Genomic DNA, 21,158 nt, shown 5'->3' on the forward strand with positions numbered 1-21,158 from the left:
TGTGAACTGCAGTTTGGATGACTTTTTTAGAATGTTGATGGGGTATATATGAAAAATTTGATTTTTTGTATTGTAGGAATATGGATTATTATATTTGTTCTTTTATGTCCATTCCCACCACTATTGGGGATACCCGGATTGGTATGGAGGGCTATTATAGGAATGCTGGGGTGTTTCATTTTGGGTTCAGGCTTATATGGCAGAAGAAAGTCAGAAAAGTAGAAAGTGTAGAAACGGGAGGAAGTAGCCATGTGGCTTGAGGATGAATACAAAGAAAGTAAAGATAATCCATTACACAAGGAGTTTGGGATATGGAGTAACACCAGATATATCATAGGTAAGATGATTAAGTACAAGCCGGATGTAGTAGCTCTTGTACTGCTTGGGATGGTTTGCTCATCTGTTCTTTCTTATTTTTGGGGGATTTTTAGTAAATATGTAATTGATATTATTCAGATGGGACTTCCGGAAAAAGAGGCTATGGAAAGACTTGTTAAGCTGATCTTTGCTGCAGGATTTATCGCATGCATTCTCAATATAGGAAGCGTTTTATCGGATTGTCTTGTCTGGTACAGATTTATATATGTACGCATGCATATGATCACCGAGAGAATAGCAAGAGTTCTTTCACTTAAATATGAACTTATTGAAAGACCGGATGTCCTTGATGTTGCAGAGCGTGCAGCTCAGGCGACAGGTGGCAACATGAACGGCGTTGAGGGTATGATGCGTTATATGCAGCAGCTTCTTACCAGTCTTTTTACCGTAGTGGTCACATTTGTGGCCGTTATGGTTTTGGACTTCAGACTAATTCTGGCGCTGATAGTGCTATACGTTATCCAGTTTTTGTATTATAGGAAAATAGTTGAGAAGGACAAAAAGGAGGTTTGGGATAAGCTCTCAGGTTCATGGAGAAAAACTGATTATATGGAAAGAGTAACCCAGTACTGTGACCATGCCAAGGAGATCAGGCTCTTTAATCTCTCTGAGTTCCTTTCAAAAAAGCAGGAGGAAACATACCTTGATAAAGAGGGAAAAATGGACCTTCATCATGAGCTTTGGTTCAAAAACTCTTTTGTTACACAGATAGCGAATGTTGTGATCAAGGCGCTGATATATGCGGTATTGTTTTTTGCAGTATTTACAAAAGACTTGTCTGTAGGAAATTTCACATTGTTTTTGTCTCTATCAATGGCTTTTTCTCAGGCACTTTTAAATCTCCTGCAGCGCTTTGGAGATTATAAGAAGGCATCACTGGAAACTGATGATTTCAGATCCTTTATTGAGCTTGATATAGATGACGATGAAAAAGACTGCATAGAGATTCCGAAGGCAGACACCTACGAAATTGAATTTAAGAACGTATCCTACAAGTATGCCAAGGCAGAAACCTATGCTCTTAAGGATCTTAATCTGAAGATTCATCCGGGAGAAAAACTTGCTGTGGTAGGACTAAATGGCGCAGGGAAGACTACAATGATAAAGCTCCTCTTAAGACTCTATGATTCCACAGAAGGTGTTATTACCATCAATGGTACAGATATCAGAAAATACAGGAGAGAAGATTATTACAGACTATTTGCTCCGGTATTTCAGAATGTTGAGATATTTGCATTTCTAATGTCTGAGAATATCGCCATGTATAGTAGGGAGGAGCTTAATAGAGCCAGGGCAAAAGAGTGTGCAATTTCCGCCGGCCTTGAAGAAAAGTTAAATTCACTCATAAAAGGAATTGATACACCGCTTACAAATGTTGTAGAAGAAGATGGTATCGATTTATCCGGTGGCGAAAAACAAAAGCTGGCTCTGGCAAGAGCTCTGTATAAAGGCTCTAAGATAGTTGTCCTGGATGAGCCTACATCTGCCCTTGATGCCATTGCTGAGCAAAGGCTCTATGAGCAGTTTGATGAAATGATCGGAGAAAAGAGTGCAGTTTATATCTCACACAGACTTGCTTCTACCAGATTTTGTGACAAAGTAGTTATGTTTGAGAATGGAAGCATGGTGGAACTTGGAAGTCACGATGAGCTTATGGAGAAGAACGGAAAATATGCAGATATGTTTAACGTACAGGCTCAGTATTACCGTGATAATGAGGAAGGTGAGGAAACAGAACAGGAGGTAGAGAAGGTTGGCTAACATAAATAAAGACAGTAAAGAAAATGTTTCTGCTCTCCATAAGATACGAAAAGTTGTAGCTCTTTTGTTTTCGACAACATATAAAAAATACCCGGGATTCTTCGTGTGGGAGAGCATAAAGGCAGTTTCACAGATTCTCCAACCCTTTGTGGCAATTATGATTTCGCCTCTAATAGTTGATGAGATAGTAGGTGATAGAGATTTAAGCAAACTGGTTATTCTGGCAGCAAGTCTTATTATAGGTGAATTCGTTATTTCAATGGTTACCAGCCGCAGTAATACTGTACTGAGTAAATACCAGCAAAGACTTGATGACTATTTTTCAATACTCATGGGGAAACATTCCATGGAACTGGATTATCAGCTCACAGAGGATAAAGAGGCTCTGGATCAGATTGAAAAAGCAAGAACAGGAATGAGCTGGTACTCAGGGGGAGTTTATGGCATTTCTGAAATCCTTTTTATGTTCATTACCAACATAGTCAGAGCCATTGGATTTGTGGTTGTTATAGCTCTTCATGCACCGCTCCTGCTTCTTCTTTTGGCTATATACTCGCTGGTAAATCTATATGTGGTTTCCAAGCAGAATAAGATAGAAATTGAAGCCTTTGGAAAACTATCCAAGGTAAACAGACTGTTTGGCTACTTTGGCTGGGAAATAGTAGATCCAAGATTTGGTAAGGATATCCGTCTTTATGACGCTCAGAACCTTATGTTGGACCGCTGGAAAAATAATACAGATAAGAGCAATAAGCACTGGAGATGGCAGGCAGTAACCCAGCTTCCATATAGTATAGGTGTTAATGTAATATCTGCTATAAAAGGTGCGGCAGCATACTTTTATGTAGCTCTTTTGGCTATAAAGGGAGTCTATGGTATTGGAACCTTAGTGCAGCTAATCAGCACAGAAGCAGCTCTCAACGGAACTTTGAGCGGACTTGTTTACAATGTGACGGAGCTTATCAAGGATTGTAACTATGCCTATGAGTATGTTTTATTTATGGAATATCCGGAGGCTCTTCCCAAGGGAGAAAAAGAGATTTCTAAAAAGCCTCATGAAATCGAATTCAGGCATGTTTCTTTTTCCTACCCGGGAACTGATAAAAAGATTCTTGATGATATCAGTATTAAGATTAGACCCGGTGAGCATTTGTCTATTGTGGGTCTAAATGGCGCCGGCAAAACTACCTTTATTAAGCTGCTATGCAGACTTTATGATCCCACGGAAGGTCAGATTCTGGTCGATGGAATAGATATAAGAGATTACGATTACAGGCAGTATATGCAGCAGTTTGCTCCGGTATTTCAGGATTTTAAGCTTTTTTCTTTTCCTATAGACGAGAATATAGCGTTTGATAGCCTTGATAAGGGCAAGGCTGACGAGTACATTGATCTTGTAGGGCTAAGGGATAGAATTGATGAGCTTGAAAAAGGCGCAAAGACTAATTTATTCAAGTATTTTGATGAAAAGGGAATAGAACCTTCCGGAGGAGAACAGCAAAAGATTGCAATTGCGAGGGCTTTATATAAGGACAGCCCTGTAGTCATTCTGGATGAGCCTACCTCTGCCCTTGATCCATTGGCTGAATACGAGGTTTACAAACAGTTCCACACCCTTGTGGGTGGTAAAACCGCTTTTTATATTTCGCACAGATTATCAAGCTGCAAGTTCTGTGACAGAATAGCTGTTTTCTCTGATGGACATATTGCAGAGTACGGCACACATGATGAGCTCGTAAAAATGCGAGAGGGTATATATGCCACCATGTTTGAGGCACAGGCAAAATACTATAGGGATGTGAGTGCATAAGAGAACTGCCCACAGTGACTTCAAAAGCTTTTAGGTTTTCCTGAGAGCTTTTTGTTTAATAAAAGCAAAAAGATACAGTCAAATCAAATTGACTCATGCTAACAAATGACATATACTTTTATTGTGACATTTGGGGAAATCAGCCGTATCAGGCGAAATTCAAATTGTTTAAATAAAATACAGGGAGATAACGGATGTACTTAACACAGAGCGAGATGGAGATAATGCAGGCATACTGGACAGCGGAGAAAGAGATGTCTTTGGCAGAGCTGATCGAGGCAAGTCCTAACAGGTGTTGGAAGGACAGATCAGGTTTTTCTATCATAAACAGTCTTATAAAGAAAGGCCTTCTTAAAGAAGTGGGATATACGCACAGTGGGAAGACAATTGCCAGGACTTTTGCACCTGAGGTCAGCTGCACGGAATATATGCTGGAAGAACTGATGCAGTATGAAGGGAAGATATCTTTGCCTCAGCTGGTTTCAGGGATAATTGGGACTGGAAAAGTTGATGCAGATGAAATAGAAGAACTGGACAGACTTGTAAAAGAAAAGAAGAAGGAAATCGGAAAATGATAAGTATAAGTATCTGGTCTGTGTTTACTGCGATGTTTTTAGGAACAGCGGTTGCGCTGGCTTTTCATATAGCTGTGCAAAGAGATAGCAACATGTTTTCCGCAGGAATGACCCCATGGATTGCAGCATTTGTCATGCTTCTTGTAAGGATCATAATTCCCATAGAAACAAGCATTTCATTTGTAATCCCATCGAGGATAGTGATGACAGGCCTTAATGATTTTTTGAACTCAAGGATAGGCAATGTTATATCTATAGGTTCACTGCTGATAGTCATATGGATTGCCGGTGCTGCTTTTGCAATCGGCTTCTGGGGATATAAGGTCTTAAAAAACAGAAACAGTATTAGACTTTTAATTATACAGGGTAAAGAGCTTCCTAAGGAATATGCCTTTATAGCAAGGAGCGCGGGCCTGGATCCGAAGAAAATAGTAATGTCTGAATTTATTGAAGAGGCTGTTTCGGTTGGGGTTATAAATTATGGTGTGATATTGCCAGCGGTGGATTATTCGGACCTGGATATCAGAAATATCTTATTCCATGAAGCATCACATATCAAACACAGGGATGTCCTGACCAAAATGCTGCTTCATCTTGCAAGCTGTATTTTGTGGTGGAATCCGGTGCTTAGACTCCTTGAAGTTGATTTTGAAATGCTTTCTGAAAGAAGATGCGATGAAGCTGCTGTAAGAGGTTACTCACAGGAAGAGAAGATCAGTTATATTGAGACCATGAAAAAGATGGCAGTCATAAGAGCGATGAAGCCTTATGGGTACAGCGTGGCAAGCTTTTCAGGAATTACGCAGAAAAGAATGCTTGTATCAAGAGCACGCCGAGTATTCTTTGATATAAGAACAGATAAAAGGAAGAATTCTGTGATCATAATGCTGGGACTGGTTCTTCTTTTTGCATCATACGTACCGGTCATACAGCCTCTCTATGATCCGCCTTATGTTGAGGATGAAATATTCATTACAGAGGATAATGCTGAGCTTATTGAATATAGCGAGGGCTACAGACTCTATGTTGATGGGGAATACATAGAGCTTATTGGCAAAGAAGAAATTGGGACGGAGCCATACTGTGACTTAAAGAAATATAAAAAATAAGTAGATTTTCTGTCCCGAAATTAAATGCTCATGCGTTATATAAATGAGGGGATTAAAGATACTTGAGAAGGGAAAAACTTTGTTGGGAGCGGAGGGAATAATATGCATACAAAAAAGCTGGTAGTAATCTGCTTGGGGGTAATTGTGGCAATAATTATAACGGTAGTGTCATTTGGGGATATGTCTGCCAAACCGGAGCCGTTAACTAATGGTTCTGAATTAAATAAAGAAGTTACATTTGATGACATTAAAAGCTGTGGATGGGTTGACTGTTTTTAAAAATCGATACTTATGGCATTACATAACGAGATTGAGATAAGGCTTTCAAAATGGGAGAAAAGGGGACTATGAAAAAGAGTTTTGGGACAAGAGTATTAGCTATGGGCATGATATGTACCATGACCATCCTTGGTGCATGTGGAAATAAGGAAAATGTAGCTCTGCAGGAAAACGCTGATGTTGAACCTGCGATTGACAAGGATCATGTATATCGGTGGGAGGACATCGACTTACCTGTAAAGGATAGTAGTTACTGCATTAGCAGTTGCAGCACAGAGGACAGTTTTTTCACACTGATAGGCTACTACGAAGGGAGCGAAGCTGCTCCGGAGATAATGAGGGTTGATTATGCTTCCGGAGCTGTGACTGAGCTTCCGCTTCAAGCTGCCTATAACATCGCATATAGTGAGATGACAGCTGACGAAGACGAAAATCTGTATCTGATAAAGACAGTTTACACCGATGATTGGCTGGAAGCTTATGAAAATGAGGAAGAGATTGCCTACTCGGAAAAATTTCGTGCTGACAATACTACTTCTACTATTGTAAAGCTTTCAGCAGAAGGGGATATTATTTGGGAAAAACCGCTTACAGAGACAGACTCTAAGAAGACAGTAGGGAGCATGGCCTATGTTAGGGGAAGGGGAATCCTGACCTATAGTAGTGGAGCAGCTTCATTTTATGATGAAAACACCGATGAAGGAGAAGAAATCATAGGGGGAAATGATGATTCTTCTGATGATTACTACTTCGGAAATCTATATATGCTGCGAGATGGCAACGTATATCTATATGACAATTCCTACAATGAAAACGGTCTTATCATTAAAAAATTCAACCCGGATACGATGGATTTTGATGAAGAGGTTTCTATTCCAAACGATGCTCAGAATGGGAATAGAATCTATCCAGGAAAAGCCTTCGATTTTTATGTTGAAGAGCGCTCCGGAATAAAGGCCTTTAATCTTGGGGACGAGCAGATGACGCTTGTCTGTGACTTTGAGTCATCGGATATAGTAATAAATTACCTGACATATATCGGGGATGATGAAAACGGAAAAATCTTTGTAATAAATGAAATGCCCGATGAAGGATCTGAGCTTGCAAGTTTGACAAAAATCAATCCATCAGAAATTACGGAAAAAGAGATTATCACAGTTGGAACCATTTTCATATCTGATGAGGTCAGAAAGCAGGTCTCCAAATTCAATAAAAAGAGTGATAAATACAGGCTTAAGCTGATTGATTATGCTACTGACAGCGCAGGAGCGGATTTGTCAGGATATTTTGACTGTGTAGATAAGCTGGGGCTTGAATTTGTTCAGGGGCAGGGGCCGGATATTATGGTGGTTTCCCATTCTGCAGCTCTTCAGAATTATGCGAAGAAAGGTGTGTTTGAGCCCCTTGATTCATATTTTGAAAATGATCCTGATATTAGCATCTCTGATCTTTTACCAAATGTGGTCGATGCCACAAGAGTAAATGGAGAACTGTATACCGTTGTTCCGTCTTTTTATGTGAATACCTGTGTTGCAGCTAAAGATAAGCTTGGAAATCAGAAGGTCACACTGGAGAATTATAAAGAAATATGCGAAGCAAATGGTATTGATCCTGTTGTCGGAATGGGCTATATGACAAGAGATGCAGCCACGGACTTCTACGAAACCACAGGAAGCACTTTTATTAATTATGAAAATGGAACCTGCAGTTTTGATTCAGAGGGCTTTGTTAATCTTCTGAAATTCATTAATCAGTTTCCGGAAGAAACAGAAGATGATGAAGATAACGATGAGTGGGAAGAATACGAAACATACTTCAGGCAAAATAAAGCTCTTCTTTTGGATTATACCCTGGCATCTTTTCAGGACTATAAGCTGCTGCTTGATGGATACTTTGGCACGGATGTAGAGTTTAATGGTTATCCAACAAATGATGGAGGAAAATCCTTCCTCTCCACGGGAATGCAGATAGCAATGAACCACAACTGTAAATATAAAGATGCAGCCTGGGAATTCATGAAGTCTTTTTATGACGATGATTATCGAAATAAATTACAAAGGGATTTTCCAATAAAGAAAAGTGCTCTTGAAGCGATGGCGGCTAAAGCGCAAGAAAGACCTTACTATACTAATTCCAAGGGCGAAGAAGTATATACGGGTGATATCCTTGGGATAGGAAATGAGGAATACCAGCTCGATGAACTCTCTAAGGAAGAAACAGAAACCGTGATAGATTTCATTTCATCGGTGACGGATGCAGCAACTAATGAAATCCAGATTGAAAACATAATAACCGAAGAAGCTGGGGCTTACTATGAGAACCAGAAATCGGCGGAAGAAGTAGCCGATATCATCCAGAGCAGGGTTAGTCTTTATCTTAGTGAAAATAGCTAATGGTGGAAAATAGGAGAAAAGGGTTATGAAAAAGAGTTTTTGGAAGAAGAAAATTACCATTTGGACAGTATTCATCATGCTTTTACTGAGTGGATGCGGAGATGGTTCATCAGGGCAAAATGTAACTGAAGATCCTGCAGATATAGAATCATTAACAGATGCTACACCGGTTACAGCGGATGAATATGGGAAATATATAGAGAAACAGTTATCAGATGTAATAGCGGAACAGCTAAACATAGAAGATGCAGATATTAAGACCGTTATTTCTGATGATTTAATGGTGCAGGAAGTTACTATCGACACCGGGGCATACGGGTTATCTGAAGATGATAAAGACAATTTAATAAAACAGATTAAGGTGTTTTGTGGTAACAATGTTAGCATTACATTTAGTTAGCAGCATTTGAAGTTTTAGCTAGAATATTACTATTAAGATTTTGAATCAAGAACAAATAGTTCTTTTGGTGGAATATGAAAAAAGTCAATATTGTGGGAATGCTGGCTGTGATCTTCATGTCGGCGTTTTTTCTTGGAGCATGTGGAAAAACAGAGAATATAAGAGAAAATGAAGCACCGGTAGCAGTTGGTAGGGATGAAGCGGTTCGAGAAAGAAGTCATGTTTTTAAATTGGAAGACAAAAAACTACCCAATGCGGATATGAGTCTTTATTCGGATAGCTTTTCTGTCGTTAATGGCTGCTGCTATTTTCATGCCTATCATGGAGAAATCCTGACGGCTGAATCTATCTTGAAGCTAACTGTGGAGAGAGATTTTGAGGAAATACTCTTGCCGGAAGAATCAGATTATTATTATGAGAAATTTACAGTTGACGATAGTGGGAATATTTTCATTATAAAGACGGCCTATAGCGATGATTCTTCACCATCAGAAAAGTGTCTTGTTAAGTTATCTGCACAGGGAAATATGATGTGGTCTGCACCATTAACTGAAGCTGATTGTGAGAATGATATCCGTGATGTAGCTTATGTAAATGGTGTAGGGGTAGTAATTGTCGGAGAAGGTGAATTATCAATATATGATGAAAATGATGGAAAATTCACAGAAAAAGTAAAGAGAGATACGGATATTCCCAATTACTATGACGCAAAACTTCTTAAGACAAGGAATGGCAAGGTTTATATCTGCGAAGAAGATAGCAATTTGGATTACAAGCTTTATGAGTTTAATTGTGATTCAAAAACATTTGGGAAAGTAGTTGAGACTCCACAATCATTACATGTGAACTGTCAAAGTCTTTTTCCGGGAAGTACCTTTGATTTCTATGTGGCTGAAAAGGATGGCATTTACGGCTTTAATACTGGGAATATGGAAGCGACTTTGATATATGATTATGTACTGTCAGATATTCAGGTGGGGTATATTGCAATTATAGCGGAACCATCTCCTGATAACATGGTTATATATGGATCACTTGGAAATGATGAGTATAGTTTATGCGGTGTCACAGAAGTTAAACCGGAAGACGTTACATCAAAAACTACTCTGACAATAGGGATGATAGGGATTGATGATGACGTCAGGAATCAGATGATTCGGTTTAATCAGGAGAACGATAAAGTAAGGCTAAAGATTCTGGATTATACAGAAAATGATGCTGGTGCGGAAGAAGGCGATTTGTCAGCCTCATACGAAAGACTTAATCTGGATATGGTTCAGGGAAATGCACCGGATATTCTCATATTTGATGATGATATGCCCTGGAGAAGCTACATTGATAAAGGTGCACTGGAATCTCTCGATAAATATGTAGAACAGGATCAGGAAATATCACTGGAAAAAATCCTCGAAAATGTTGTAGGGGCTACATCTATAAAGGGGAATCATTACTTTTTAGTTCCCAAATTCCAGATTAATACATGTGTTGCAGCCAAGGATATAGTAGGGGATGAAATAGTAACACTGGAGAATTATAAAGATATTTGCAGTAGGCAGGGCATGGATCCTGCTGATGGAATGGGCTTTCATATACGAGATTACTCGGACATTTATTACTCACTCTGTGGCTCTTCATTTATTGATTATGAAAAAGGTATAAGCGGATATGATTCCGAAGGCTTTAAAGCGTTACTTGATCTTATTTCATCATTTCCGGGAGCAGAAGATGGCGTGGAATACAGCAGTGAAAGAGAAGGCTATTATAGGGAAAACAAGGCTCTTCTCTTGCCATATACTTTTTTTGACTTTGATTTTTATCAGGTGATAAGAGACGGATATTTTGGAAGAGATATCGTATTTAATGGTTATCCATCTGAAAAATGCGGGAAATCATATATAAGCCTACCATTACAAATTGCAATAAGCAGTTCATGTACAGATAAGGAATCTGCATGGCGTTTTCTTAAATCTTTCCTATCAGATGAATATCAGGAAAAAATAGAAGATGGATTTCCGGTGTCTAAAAAGGCATTTAATTTTCTTGTAAAAAAATCACAGGTCGAACTGGGAGATATATATGGAGATTCACTAATAGCTCATAAAGAATTCAATATTGCAGGTGTTAACGTGGAAAGAAAAGCACTTAGCAAGGAGGAGGCAGAGTATTTTAGCGATTTTATAATGTCTGTGAAAGAAATCTCCCCTGTGGACAATAAGATCCTTGATATTATCAGCGAAGAGGTGGGGGCGTTTTATGCAGGACAGAAAAGTGCTGATGAAGTCGCTAATATCATACAGAGCAGAGTGAGCCTATATCTCAGTGAGAGCGAGTAATATTCTGGAGCAGAGGTAATGGTTTTATGGGAATAGAATCTGATGTAATAATTGGTGGTGCTGACGGACCGACTGCCATATTTTTATTAGATAAGTTGGGAGAGGAATAATACTATAGGGTAATGATAAAGAGTTTTGGGACAAGAGTACTGCCCATGGTTCTTGTATGCACCATGACATTACTTAGTGCGTGTGGAAAAAGGAATGCTATAGGTGGCTTGGAACCAGCCGAAAGCAAAAAGATATTTGAATGTGAAATAAAAGAGCATGAATTACCGGATGCGGATTCCGGTCTGATCAAGCATAGTGATGACTGGGTTAAGGAACTTGATATAAAAATGGCTGGGAATAAGGTTTATCGCCTTGCCCAGCTTTGGGGACAGGATACGGAATATAATGATGAAATGGATTTGGGATATTATATCCAGATTTCTGAGTATCCGTTCGATGAGTGGAAGAATTATGAGGCCCCATATTTGAACCTGGATGGAGAATACGAATCTGTAGATATCCGCCATGGCTATAAACCTTGCAGGATAGCAGGAATTTATGATGAAGTGGTCTATTTTGTCTCATCAGGGTATCTGGAAAATGACAAGAACTACTTTGCGTTTGGGAAAATGGATACCGATGGTGCTTTTTCACTGATCTCAGAGTATCCTATCACAGAAAAAGAACCGGAAAACCAGTGGTCTGACAACCAGTTCTTTTTTGATGGGAAAGATACTGTTTATTCCTATAAGAACTATCCTGCTGAAAACAGGATTATCTCATATAATCTCAGCACAAAAGAAATCCGTCAGGACAATTATCCCGGTAAAATTGAAGGAATAGACTTGTCAGAAGATGCTTCTGCGATTTGGTATGGTAATAACGAAGAGACATTTTGTGCAGGTGCGGTAGACGAAAAGGAAAGCTCATTTTCCTATAAAGCCGCAGGTGAAAAATCTGCTATTCAGGCTATGGCTAAAACAACAGATGGCTGGTACGTTACGGATACTGAATCACTAATGCTTCTGAAAGAGGACGGCAGTGAGGATAAGCTTATAGACTGGAAAAACAGGGGATACTTCCTAAGTAATATCAGTAAGATTGAAAAACAGGATAACACTCTTAAAGTGCTTACTGACTTTGAAGGCAGCCATTATGTACTGGAGGCTGATCTCGACTCAAAAAGAGAAGCGGAAAAGCAGGAAGTTGTTATTTCCATGCCCTTTAAGATTGCCAGTCTTGATTACTATATAGCCATGTTTAACCGGACTAATGCAGATTATCACATAAATGTTAGTCTTCCTGAAGATCCTGAGGATATGGAGAAATATCAGACGGATCTTAGGAAAGCATTTCTTACTGGCACAGGACCTGACCTCATTGTCAATGGAATAATGGAACAGAAGGACATGGTTCAAAATGGACTGATAAATTCTGTGGGTGATCTGATTCAGGATAAATCAAAATATTTTGATGCTGTACTCCAGAACGGACAGTTCGAGGGTGAACAATATGGAATTCCTTATGAATTCTACATGGAAACTGCAGCCTATCCTGGTAGAATTCTTGGTGACAGAGCTTCCGTCTCACTTAATGAACTGCTGGAGATAACCAAAGAAGCTGATGCAGAGGCAGTAGCACTTAATACATCAGGGGAAGATATCGTTTTCTATTATGGACTTTTGGACGAAACTAATCCTTCCTTTATTGACTGGAATAACAGGGAAAGCCATCTTGATAGCCCTGAATTTGTCCAGTTGATAATGTTTGCCTCAAAATATGCTTGTCCTGAGAATATCAATGAAAACAACTATAAGGAAAAAATCGACGCAGGGAAGATAATATCTGAAAATCTGAGCGTAGGTAGTCCAGAAGTGATGAATTACCTTGATGCCTGTTTTGATGGAAATGTATCTCTTGCCGGATATCCGAGAAATGAAGGCAGCGGTGCGTATGCCTTTTGCAATATGCTGTATCTTAATGCAAAGGCGACCTGCCCTGAAGGTGCAAAAGAGTTCCTTAAGTTTATCATTTCTCACGATGCCCAGATGAAGAATGCGCAGAGTAAGTATTCGAAAACTAATGAGCAGAAGTATGGTGGTCATTTCCCGGTAGAAAAAGAAGCTTTTTATAAGGAGCTGGAACTTGCTAAGGCAAATGAGACATCTGAGGGCGCTTCCAGCTATATGAATGGCATAAGCTATGAGGGAGAAGGCGTATCTGAGGAAAATGCAGAGAAGCTAAAGATGATGGCAGAGGAAGCTAATCCAATAAATTACGAACTGTTTTATATTGGTGATATCATCTCCGAGGAACTGGCCCCGTTCTTTGCGGGAGAAAGAACAGCAGAAGAAGCTGCAAACGTGATGAATAGCAGGGTGCAGATCTATTTGGATGAAAAATAAAATAGGAACTGTAATAGCGTTACCGTTACGGAGGGAATAAGATGGCTTATGAAGATCCGCAAATAGTTCAAGAATGGTTAGACGCACTCATAGAGCTTGATGTAAAGGTAAAAAAGATGTTTGGGTGCTATTGCTTGTATTGTGATAACCAAGCTGTTGGATGGATTTATGATAGTGTTATGAGCTTAAGGGAAGTCGGGCTGGATTATTTGCCAGACGATATCAAGAGGCCTGGCAAGGATGACAAAATTCAAGAGTTGGTTATTCCGCTTGATTATGTCAAAGAAGATTGGCTGCCTAAGGCAGTTCAGGACACTGCTGATATTCGAAGAAATAATGGTAAATAGCGTGGAATGAAATATGAATGACAGCATTCCGCGCAAGCATGGAAAGTATACTCCAATATATGTAGATGGGGGAAAACCGGAATTGTTTGAGGATGATGTGTTTAGGATTTCAATTCCGTTGAATAAATCTGCTGCAGCTGAGGCAGAGGATAATAAGACATTAACTGAGCGCCAGCAGAAGATTTACGACATGATCTGTGAGAGCAATGAACTTTCGCACACTAAAGTATCATAGTCTCAAATATGATGTGAGACTGGACGAGGTTGGGCTTGTATATATCCCTGAAGATATTAAAAAAACCGGGGAAGAATGACAAAATACAAGAATAAATAATCAACCTCAGGTTGTACCGACTTGAAAACTGCGTCATTGTGGGCAATACGACTATATTCTACAATTATTCTTGTAAGAACTGAAATGAATATTGGTAACAAAATTAAGGCACTTCGTTTAAAGTCTAGTACAACACAGGAGGCTCTTGCAGATGCGCTAGGAGTGAGTAGTCAGTCTATATCAAAATGGGAGAACAATGTGTGTGCCCCGGATATATCACTGCTCCCGTCCATATCGGAATTCTTTGGGGTTACGATTGATGAACTGTTTGATCTATCTGTAGAGCAGAAGCTGCATCGTATCGAAAACATGCTTGATTATGAAAATGAGCTCACTGATGAAGCGTTTAATAATACAAAGGAGTTCCTGCTGGATATAAAAGATGAGTATGATGAGAACCATCCGGACAGGATGGATGGCAGGATTTACACATTTCTGGCCCATCTTTATCATCACAGAATAGTTAGTGACAGCAGATATGTTAGTTTGTATGCCAGAAAGGCTATGAATTTTCATCCTGATGCAAAAGAGGACCAGTGGCTCCTGCAAAAGAGTGAAGGAGCAGTAGTCTGGGACTGGAACGCAAGGCAGCATAACAGTACGATAGCGTTTTTCAAGGATTTAGTAGAAAAGTATCCTGAAATCGGCAGGAATTATCTGTTTCTTATGGATAACCTTATTGCGGATCATCGCACTAAAGAGGCTGCAGATTATCTGACTTCATATTCAAAGCTTCAGGATCATAAGGATGTTTTAGTTCCGGTATATGAAGCATATATTGCTTTTGCTGAGTATCGTGCTGAGGATGCATGGAGAATAGTATCTGGTATCGAGGAAAAGTTCCATGACAGCTACGATGCGATGTTTGAAGTAGCAGGCATTTATGCATCCAATGCAAGATACGAGGAGGCTTTGGAAAGATATCACAAGGCTGAGGAAATATATGTAACTAACCACAAGGAACATATTTGCATGGATCATCTCCAGGCACAGGCAAGGATTTATGAAATACTTGGAAAATATGAAGATGCCATCAGGTATGTTGAGCTTCAGATCAAATATCTGGAAGAAGAATGGAACATCACTGAAGGCGCGGATGTTGACGCTCTTTGCGAGGAAAAGAGAAGACTGATAGACAAGATAAAATAACATTAAAGGATATAAAACCTTTCGGCCGAAGGGTATTTCATGAGGAAGTTAATGGAGGAAATCATCATGGATACCCAGACAATAATAGAAGCAAAATATGGAATTAGTAAAAGAGATATGCATACAGTTCCAACATGGGCAAAAAATGAACAATTGAAACGCACTGTATCGTATGCTGAAATGTGGCACATGGGGGATGCGGATGTTAAGAAGAGGGAAAAATACTCTCTTGGCAGATTGAAAGTTGTATTTAAAAGGCTTTTTAGACGGCATATATTACAGGCGGGCAGAGTGAAAATTGGGAGTTTTCCTTTAGGTCAGACTCAGGAAACGGAGCAGGCCTCTGATTAAGAAATAGGCGAATAGTGGTGGGTACCAGTGTTATGCTGGTACCTACTTTTTATGAAAATCTGGATGCACTTCTTCAGAAAACTGGACTCATGCGCGCTGCTTACTAATCATAAGTTTAGCTTGATTATATTGTCTGCAAAGCGGACGAAAAAACAAAGAAAAAGTAATGGTACAATATACAAACTTGATATTTGGCTGTTTTTTGCTAGTATTCTAATCAGAAGATACGATTACACATCTATTGGAGTTTCGCCTCCATTAAGTGCGAACGATTATATTGGGGTTTCACTCCCACTAAATGTGAGCGATTATATTAGGGTTTCACCCCTACAAGTGTGAGCGAATGTAATCAATTAGAGCAAGCCTGGCTTGCTCTAATTTAATGTATGGGAGATGTATGAAGATTTATACTTTATGTTCCAATGATTGTTTGTAAGCAGTTATATTGTTATTCTGCTTTTACAACCGTTGAACCAACAGGTTCCTTTTCTATACGGATATCCTTGTATCTGTAAATTGATAGCACTAATCCCAAGAGAATATAATCCACAATAATATAACTCATACTACTTGTGAAAAAGGGCAGCGTAGTTGATGTAAGCGGAAGTAGTCCAAACACAATCAGGATGTTTGATATGCTTTCTACAGCTATCAGAATGCCGCTGGAACACCCAACGATATATCCGAGGCTGTTTCTCTGTTTAAGAGAAATGTTAAATATATATATCGATAAAACGACAAGGCTTATCATTATTACGACTACTGCAGCAATGCCACATGTGGCGGCAACTGAGCCTAATATGAGGTCTCCGGTCATTCCTGCCATGTTTTTCATGATATTTATGGCGCTGTCGCTTTTCCCGATGAAATTGCTGTGAAGGAATGTATAATCCAGCCTGGAGTTCACGTACAACATACCGTCTTCATCCATACTTCTGGTGAAAAGGCCTATGTGAGAAATCCAATTTTGTAAACGTGCAACTTGATAACTTCTTAAATTGATGCATAAAATAGCAACTGCTGCAGCTATAACTGAAAAAATGAAACCGCCTCCGAGAAGTAAAGCGCGTTTTTTCACAGCATACCAGTTTTTACGCAGAGCAAGTATAAAGAGGATGAATTCTGCAAACAGCATGAACAGTGCAAAGGGACCGCGGGCATCACTGTACAGTAAGCGAGATAGGAGCGGTGCAATCATCCAACAAAAGATCTTTATGACAGCAGAAATACCTTTATTTCGGTACTCATATAATATCCCTGCAAAAAGTGGTAAATACAATAAAAACAGAGCCTGGATTGAAAGAGTGATTCCTCCGATGCAAAGCCACCTATTGCTTCCGTTTATCGTCTGACCAAATGGAATGGGAAGAAGCGTCATAATAAGCAAAAACAGAGCTGCGATTATACGGCTTTTTCCTGCGAGAATAGTATAATCTAGCCTGTAAGCAATAAGCATGGCTACTAATCCTATTGCTATAGAGGCTATGTGCTTAAAAAATGTATTACTGGTAACTGCAACATTAATTAAAACGCTGTCTGCAGGCATTGTAGTACAAATCAAATAAAAAACACCGATACTCAGAATACTTATAAAAGTGGTAAATATCAGGAATTTCCATTCCATATGAGGCCTGTGGATACGGTCAAGACTGACGCCGACACTCACAGGGTCCCCCATTTCCTCAACTGCTTTTGTAAGTGCCTGCTCATGGTCCATCCCATCCTGTTGCAGATCAGCTGCCTGATCCTCGATATGGGCAAGAAATTCGTTGACAACAAATTCTTTAGCGTGTTTATCTCTGATCTGATTTTTCAGTTCATTAAGATATTCTTCTAAGTTCATTATGCCGGTCTCCTCCCTTAAATGCTGAATGCAAGTACGCTTGCAACCGCTGTACTATAGGTCTCCCATTCTTCTAACTTGCTTTTTAGGTATTTCCTGCCTTCCTTGGTTATGGAATAATATTTTCTTATTTTTCCATTCCCGGATTTTTCGTAGGATATGAGATATTTTTTGGACTCCAGCGTATGCAAAAGAGGATATAGCGTGCCGGCTTTTAATTCGAAAACATTTTGTGATCGTGCCCGAAGAGCTTCAATCATTTCGTAACCATACATATCGTTTTCTGAGAGTAACTTTAACAACATTGTGCTCATACTACCGGAAAGTAAAGTCTTATCTATGGTATTCATTACAGTCCCTCCTTATATATCGAATATCTTTATATTGATTATCTATATACTATATCGATAATCGATATGAGTCAAGGGATATTATTATTTCGATAGAGTCTATACAAAACTATTATGATGTCACAATTCAGTGGGACAAGCGATGGGGATATAAAAACTATGGAGCAAACTATGTAGGCGTTGCCGGTTGCGGGCCTACTTGTTTAGCTATGGTGGCATGTGGCCTTAAGAATGATTCGGAGCTTAATCCATTCGTTGTTGCAACTTATGCGTCAAATGAAGGTTTTTACACATATGGCGAAGGCACATCATGGTCCATAATGACAGAAGGTGCCAAACACTATGGATTAAATGTAGTTACCGGCGATGTTTCATCAGATTACATCTTGGCTAATTTATCCAGTAAGGCGCCGATGATCTGTTCAATGTCACCCGGAGATTTTACAAAAACAGGACATTTCATAGTGCTGACAGGAATTGATGCAGAAGGAAAAATAATAGTGAACGATCCTAACAGTCCTAAAAATAGTAGCAAGCATTGGGATGTTGAATCTTTGGTATCACAAATGAAAAGTGTATGGAAATATAGCAATGCTTAGGATATAAAGAAATTTCCCTTTTATGCCGATAAATGAAACGAGAGAATATGCTCTCAATTGAATAGTGATCAACATGCATTTACACGGAGGTATTTGCTATGGCTATGTATGACTATGCTAGTTCTCTTTATAAGGCATATGGAAATTATGACGCGTTTCTCACTCAGGGACTCGATGTAAGCGTTACACATATCAATTATAATGTTAATAAAAATATTGATACAGATATTATCAAGAGAGATATGGCTGCATACCTGAAAGAATCAACAATTGATTCTGATTCATCAAAAGTCCTTAAGGGTAGTGGAATAGATAAAGCCTCATCTTCAGATAATGTCCAGACTAAGAAGTCTTCAGATTCTGCCACTGTCCCCTCAAAGCAAAATAGCGCATGTTCAGTAGAATTATCTAAAGAAGCACAGATTTATGCTGAAAACAATGCATCCACCGCAAATACCACAGAAGCTACTCAGCCATATAAATATGCAGGTACGACAAGTACAAGAGAAGCCTGGGAAAATGAATCAGCACGCTTTAAAAACAATTACAATCATGATCACTTGGGTAACTATCAGATAAGTGAGTCAGAGATGCTTCGCATGTCTGATCCTGAGCTCTACAGTAAAATTATGGATCTGGAAGATCAGGCAAGGCGTTCTGTAATGCACCTGGATGCCTGCGTGGAGCTTCCGCATGAAGAAGGTGCAGCAGATATCGAGTACAAGTATTACTATAATATTTCTCAAAAAGAGTTTGATGAACTAAAAAAACAAGGAAAAGTATTCGGTGGATACTCATTTGACTGGTCAGAATCAGCCAGAAAAAGAGCAAATGAATTATATAATGAAGCATTTCAGTTAAAAAGACAATGGCGCATAGATAACACAGATAAGGTAGCTAATAGATTCAATAATCCTGTTTCCAAGCAGTTTACAGCGCTTGACTTCCTTGAAGCTCTTCACTCCGATGATAAACATCAGACCAGTTTCAACTTTTATGGGAAAGGCCTTGATGAACATCCTCATAATATATATACAGGTGCAAGTATGTGGCGTTTCTCCACAAAATTTAATGTGCTTATATCCAATGATGCCCTTAGTATCATTGCAAACGGAGATAGCAAATGGGCCAGCAGCATAATGGAGGATATCAATACGGCTGTTGGAAACATGAAGAAGATTGAGAAAGCCTATGAGGGCAATGCTGTTTATCTACGGTTTGGTGCCAGAATTGACGACAATGGTTCCATCACTTATCACGCTAATTTTAAAGACTGCGAAGACAAATATGGTATTTCTGCAGATACGCCTGATCAATTATTAGAAAAACTTATGAGTTACAACAAATAATTATCTCACTATGAAAGTGAATGCCATTCTTAACAGGATCAGGGATTATAAGAGCAACTACTTTGACTGGGTTAAGGACTTTGCCCACAACAAACAACCTCTCTTAGCGGTAACTGAGATTTATTAAGACCAAGGATAAGGTGTCCGGCCAGTTCCAGAGTATTGAATACGCTTCATATTTTGCAGATATCAGGACATACCTTGAAACCTATGCAAGAAATGGTGTCAATGAATTCGTTGCTCTCTTGAGACTCACCTCTGGGGAGCCATATACTGTCGCAGAGCTTTTAGGCGGAGCATAACTCCCTCCGCCCTGTAGCAGTGCCATTTTATTTTCCTATTTTTTCCAACAACGAAAACACCATCCGATCTATGTTCATTGCTTGTCTATAGGTTTCTGGAATAGCCAAGAATGTCTCTTTCGCATTATTCAGTATGGCAATCCAATCACGTTTCTCACTCCATGCAAGAGCATCATCTTCGAGTCCACTGGCAAAGCCATTATATTCAGCCTGGGATGAATATGCCTTCATTTTGCTATATGAACTCATTCCATGATTATCTGTAAGCCCCTGATCATCCATATATGAAAGTAGTGCAAACATTTCCATACGTGTTGCATTATTGGGATCTACATCATTTATACGGACTTCATATTTTCCCACTTTTACCACAGGATCAGCATCAGTAGAGGAATCTGCATACATTGCAATGTAGCCCCTATCTCCAACGGTGGTAATTCCTATTCTCTTACCTTTATTTGAAGACTGTGATATAGATGTTGCACTTCCAGTAAGTTCATCACCAAATGATGTTACTGCCTCAGATACTCGATTCATGCCGTAATGAATGCTTTGATTGCAATAGTAATCTGTTGCTACTGCGCCTATTGCCATTTCAAAAATCGCCTCCTTAATAACAAAAAATGTGCCCTTTCATAGGATGTTCCAATCCATTGAAAAGACACGCAGTTCCATTGCTATCTCTTTTATCGGCAAATTTACTTAGATGCTTTAGAGAATAATTGAAGCTATCTTATATCAACTGTGAATCAATGTCATTTACTTTAGCAGATTTTCGTAAATAACGAAGATCTGCTTTTTTCTTACCCCTAACAAAAATTATTATGAAAAATAGTTGACAAGCCGTTCAAAATGCGCGGCCGCACTCGTTACTGATGCTGTTTAGAGGTAACGAGTGCGGCCCTTGTAGTGAAGGCATAAACGTTACTTTCACTACAAGGAGGCACTTATATGAAACATTCTGACGCAGTTAAGGCACTGTTACTTGCTACCATTAGCGAAATCGCAGATGACCCCAAATTGTATGCAGTCAATCCGGGTAAGGATTTCACAAGAAATCGCAAACTTGGATTTCACGAAACTATCATGGTGTTACTTAC

The 21,158-nt window shown here is 39.2% G+C and carries 18 protein-coding genes; 15 read left to right on the forward strand and 3 right to left on the reverse strand.

Annotated features, from left to right (window positions below):
* Positions 1 to 249: 249 nt before the first annotated feature.
* The 13 genes from G586_RS0115305 to G586_RS0115370 all read left to right on the forward strand — a co-directional run bounded on the left by G586_RS0115305 (position 250) and on the right by G586_RS0115370 (position 15,615).
* Positions 250 to 2,139, forward strand: a complete 1,890-nt coding sequence (locus tag G586_RS0115305) for an ABC transporter ATP-binding protein (RefSeq protein WP_026528429.1) — start codon at positions 250 to 252, stop codon at positions 2,137 to 2,139.
* Entirely contained in the window at positions 2,132 to 3,949 is a 1,818-nt protein-coding gene (locus G586_RS23355; protein WP_051204837.1) for an ABC transporter ATP-binding protein, read from the forward strand. Before G586_RS0115305 ends, G586_RS23355 begins: the two co-directional genes overlap by 8 nt.
* A gap of 194 nt (positions 3,950 to 4,143) precedes the next feature.
* A complete protein-coding gene (locus G586_RS0115315) occupies positions 4,144 to 4,524 on the forward strand; it encodes a BlaI/MecI/CopY family transcriptional regulator (RefSeq protein ID WP_026528430.1) in 381 nt (126 codons plus the stop codon).
* The gene (locus tag G586_RS0115320; RefSeq protein WP_026528431.1) at positions 4,521 to 5,633 is read left to right on the forward strand and encodes a M56 family metallopeptidase; all 1,113 of its coding nucleotides are present in this window, start codon (positions 4,521 to 4,523) and stop codon (positions 5,631 to 5,633) included. Before G586_RS0115315 ends, G586_RS0115320 begins: the two co-directional genes overlap by 4 nt.
* Positions 5,634 to 5,735: 102 nt before the next feature.
* A complete protein-coding gene (locus tag G586_RS26285) occupies positions 5,736 to 5,912 on the forward strand; it encodes a hypothetical protein (protein WP_155829860.1) in 177 nt (58 codons plus the stop codon).
* A gap of 68 nt (positions 5,913 to 5,980) precedes the next feature.
* A complete protein-coding gene (locus G586_RS0115330; protein ID WP_026528432.1) occupies positions 5,981 to 8,305 on the forward strand; it encodes an ABC transporter substrate-binding protein in 2,325 nt (774 codons plus the stop codon).
* Between the two features lie 25 nt (positions 8,306 to 8,330).
* A complete protein-coding gene (locus G586_RS0115335) occupies positions 8,331 to 8,705 on the forward strand; it encodes a hypothetical protein (RefSeq protein WP_026528433.1) in 375 nt (124 codons plus the stop codon).
* Positions 8,706 to 8,779: 74 nt separating this feature from the next.
* Positions 8,780 to 11,038, forward strand: coding sequence for an ABC transporter substrate-binding protein (locus G586_RS0115340; protein ID WP_026528434.1), 2,259 nt, complete (start codon positions 8,780 to 8,782; stop codon positions 11,036 to 11,038).
* Between the two features lie 122 nt (positions 11,039 to 11,160).
* A complete protein-coding gene (locus G586_RS0115350) occupies positions 11,161 to 13,434 on the forward strand; it encodes an extracellular solute-binding protein (RefSeq protein ID WP_026528435.1) in 2,274 nt (757 codons plus the stop codon).
* 41 nt (positions 13,435 to 13,475) lie between these two features.
* On the forward strand, positions 13,476 to 13,781 hold the full coding sequence (locus G586_RS0115355) for a hypothetical protein (protein WP_026528436.1): 306 nt from the start codon (positions 13,476 to 13,478) through the stop codon (positions 13,779 to 13,781).
* Between the two features lie 13 nt (positions 13,782 to 13,794).
* Positions 13,795 to 14,016: a hypothetical protein gene (locus G586_RS0115360; RefSeq protein WP_026528437.1), complete on the forward strand. Its 222-nt coding sequence runs from the start codon at positions 13,795 to 13,797 to the stop codon at positions 14,014 to 14,016.
* A 120-nt stretch (positions 14,017 to 14,136) separates the two neighbouring features.
* Complete coding sequence (locus tag G586_RS0115365; RefSeq protein ID WP_155834211.1) at positions 14,137 to 15,264, forward strand: helix-turn-helix domain-containing protein; 1,128 nt, start codon at positions 14,137 to 14,139, stop codon at positions 15,262 to 15,264.
* 66 nt (positions 15,265 to 15,330) lie between these two features.
* Complete coding sequence (locus G586_RS0115370; RefSeq protein WP_155834213.1) at positions 15,331 to 15,615, forward strand: hypothetical protein; 285 nt, start codon at positions 15,331 to 15,333, stop codon at positions 15,613 to 15,615.
* A gap of 448 nt (positions 15,616 to 16,063) precedes the next feature.
* Here the strand turns inward: G586_RS0115370 and G586_RS0115375 are convergent, their stop codons facing one another.
* Together G586_RS0115375 and G586_RS0115380 are read right to left on the reverse strand one after the other, a co-directional pair.
* Complete coding sequence (locus G586_RS0115375) at positions 16,064 to 17,458, reverse strand: FtsW/RodA/SpoVE family cell cycle protein (protein WP_026528440.1); 1,395 nt, start codon at positions 17,456 to 17,458, stop codon at positions 16,064 to 16,066.
* 17 nt (positions 17,459 to 17,475) lie between these two features.
* On the reverse strand, positions 17,476 to 17,808 hold the full coding sequence (locus G586_RS0115380; protein WP_026528441.1) for a PadR family transcriptional regulator: 333 nt from the start codon (positions 17,806 to 17,808) through the stop codon (positions 17,476 to 17,478).
* 125 nt (positions 17,809 to 17,933) lie between these two features.
* Between G586_RS0115380 and G586_RS23360 the strand changes: the two genes are divergently transcribed.
* Positions 17,934 to 18,407 carry a C39 family peptidase gene (locus tag G586_RS23360; protein WP_242832038.1) on the forward strand — a complete coding sequence of 158 codons (474 nt, stop codon included), beginning with the start codon at positions 17,934 to 17,936 and terminating at the stop codon, positions 18,405 to 18,407.
* A gap of 98 nt (positions 18,408 to 18,505) precedes the next feature.
* Positions 18,506 to 19,756, forward strand: a complete 1,251-nt coding sequence (locus G586_RS0115390; RefSeq protein WP_026528442.1) for a DUF6033 family protein — start codon at positions 18,506 to 18,508, stop codon at positions 19,754 to 19,756.
* Between the two features lie 329 nt (positions 19,757 to 20,085).
* Here the strand turns inward: G586_RS0115390 and G586_RS0115400 are convergent, their stop codons facing one another.
* The gene (locus tag G586_RS0115400; protein WP_026528443.1) at positions 20,086 to 20,652 is read right to left on the reverse strand and encodes a hypothetical protein; all 567 of its coding nucleotides are present in this window, start codon (positions 20,650 to 20,652) and stop codon (positions 20,086 to 20,088) included.
* Positions 20,653 to 21,158 lie beyond the last annotated feature (506 nt).

Source organism: Butyrivibrio sp. VCD2006, assembly GCF_000423925.1.
GTDB lineage: Bacteria > Bacillota > Clostridia > Lachnospirales > Lachnospiraceae > Butyrivibrio.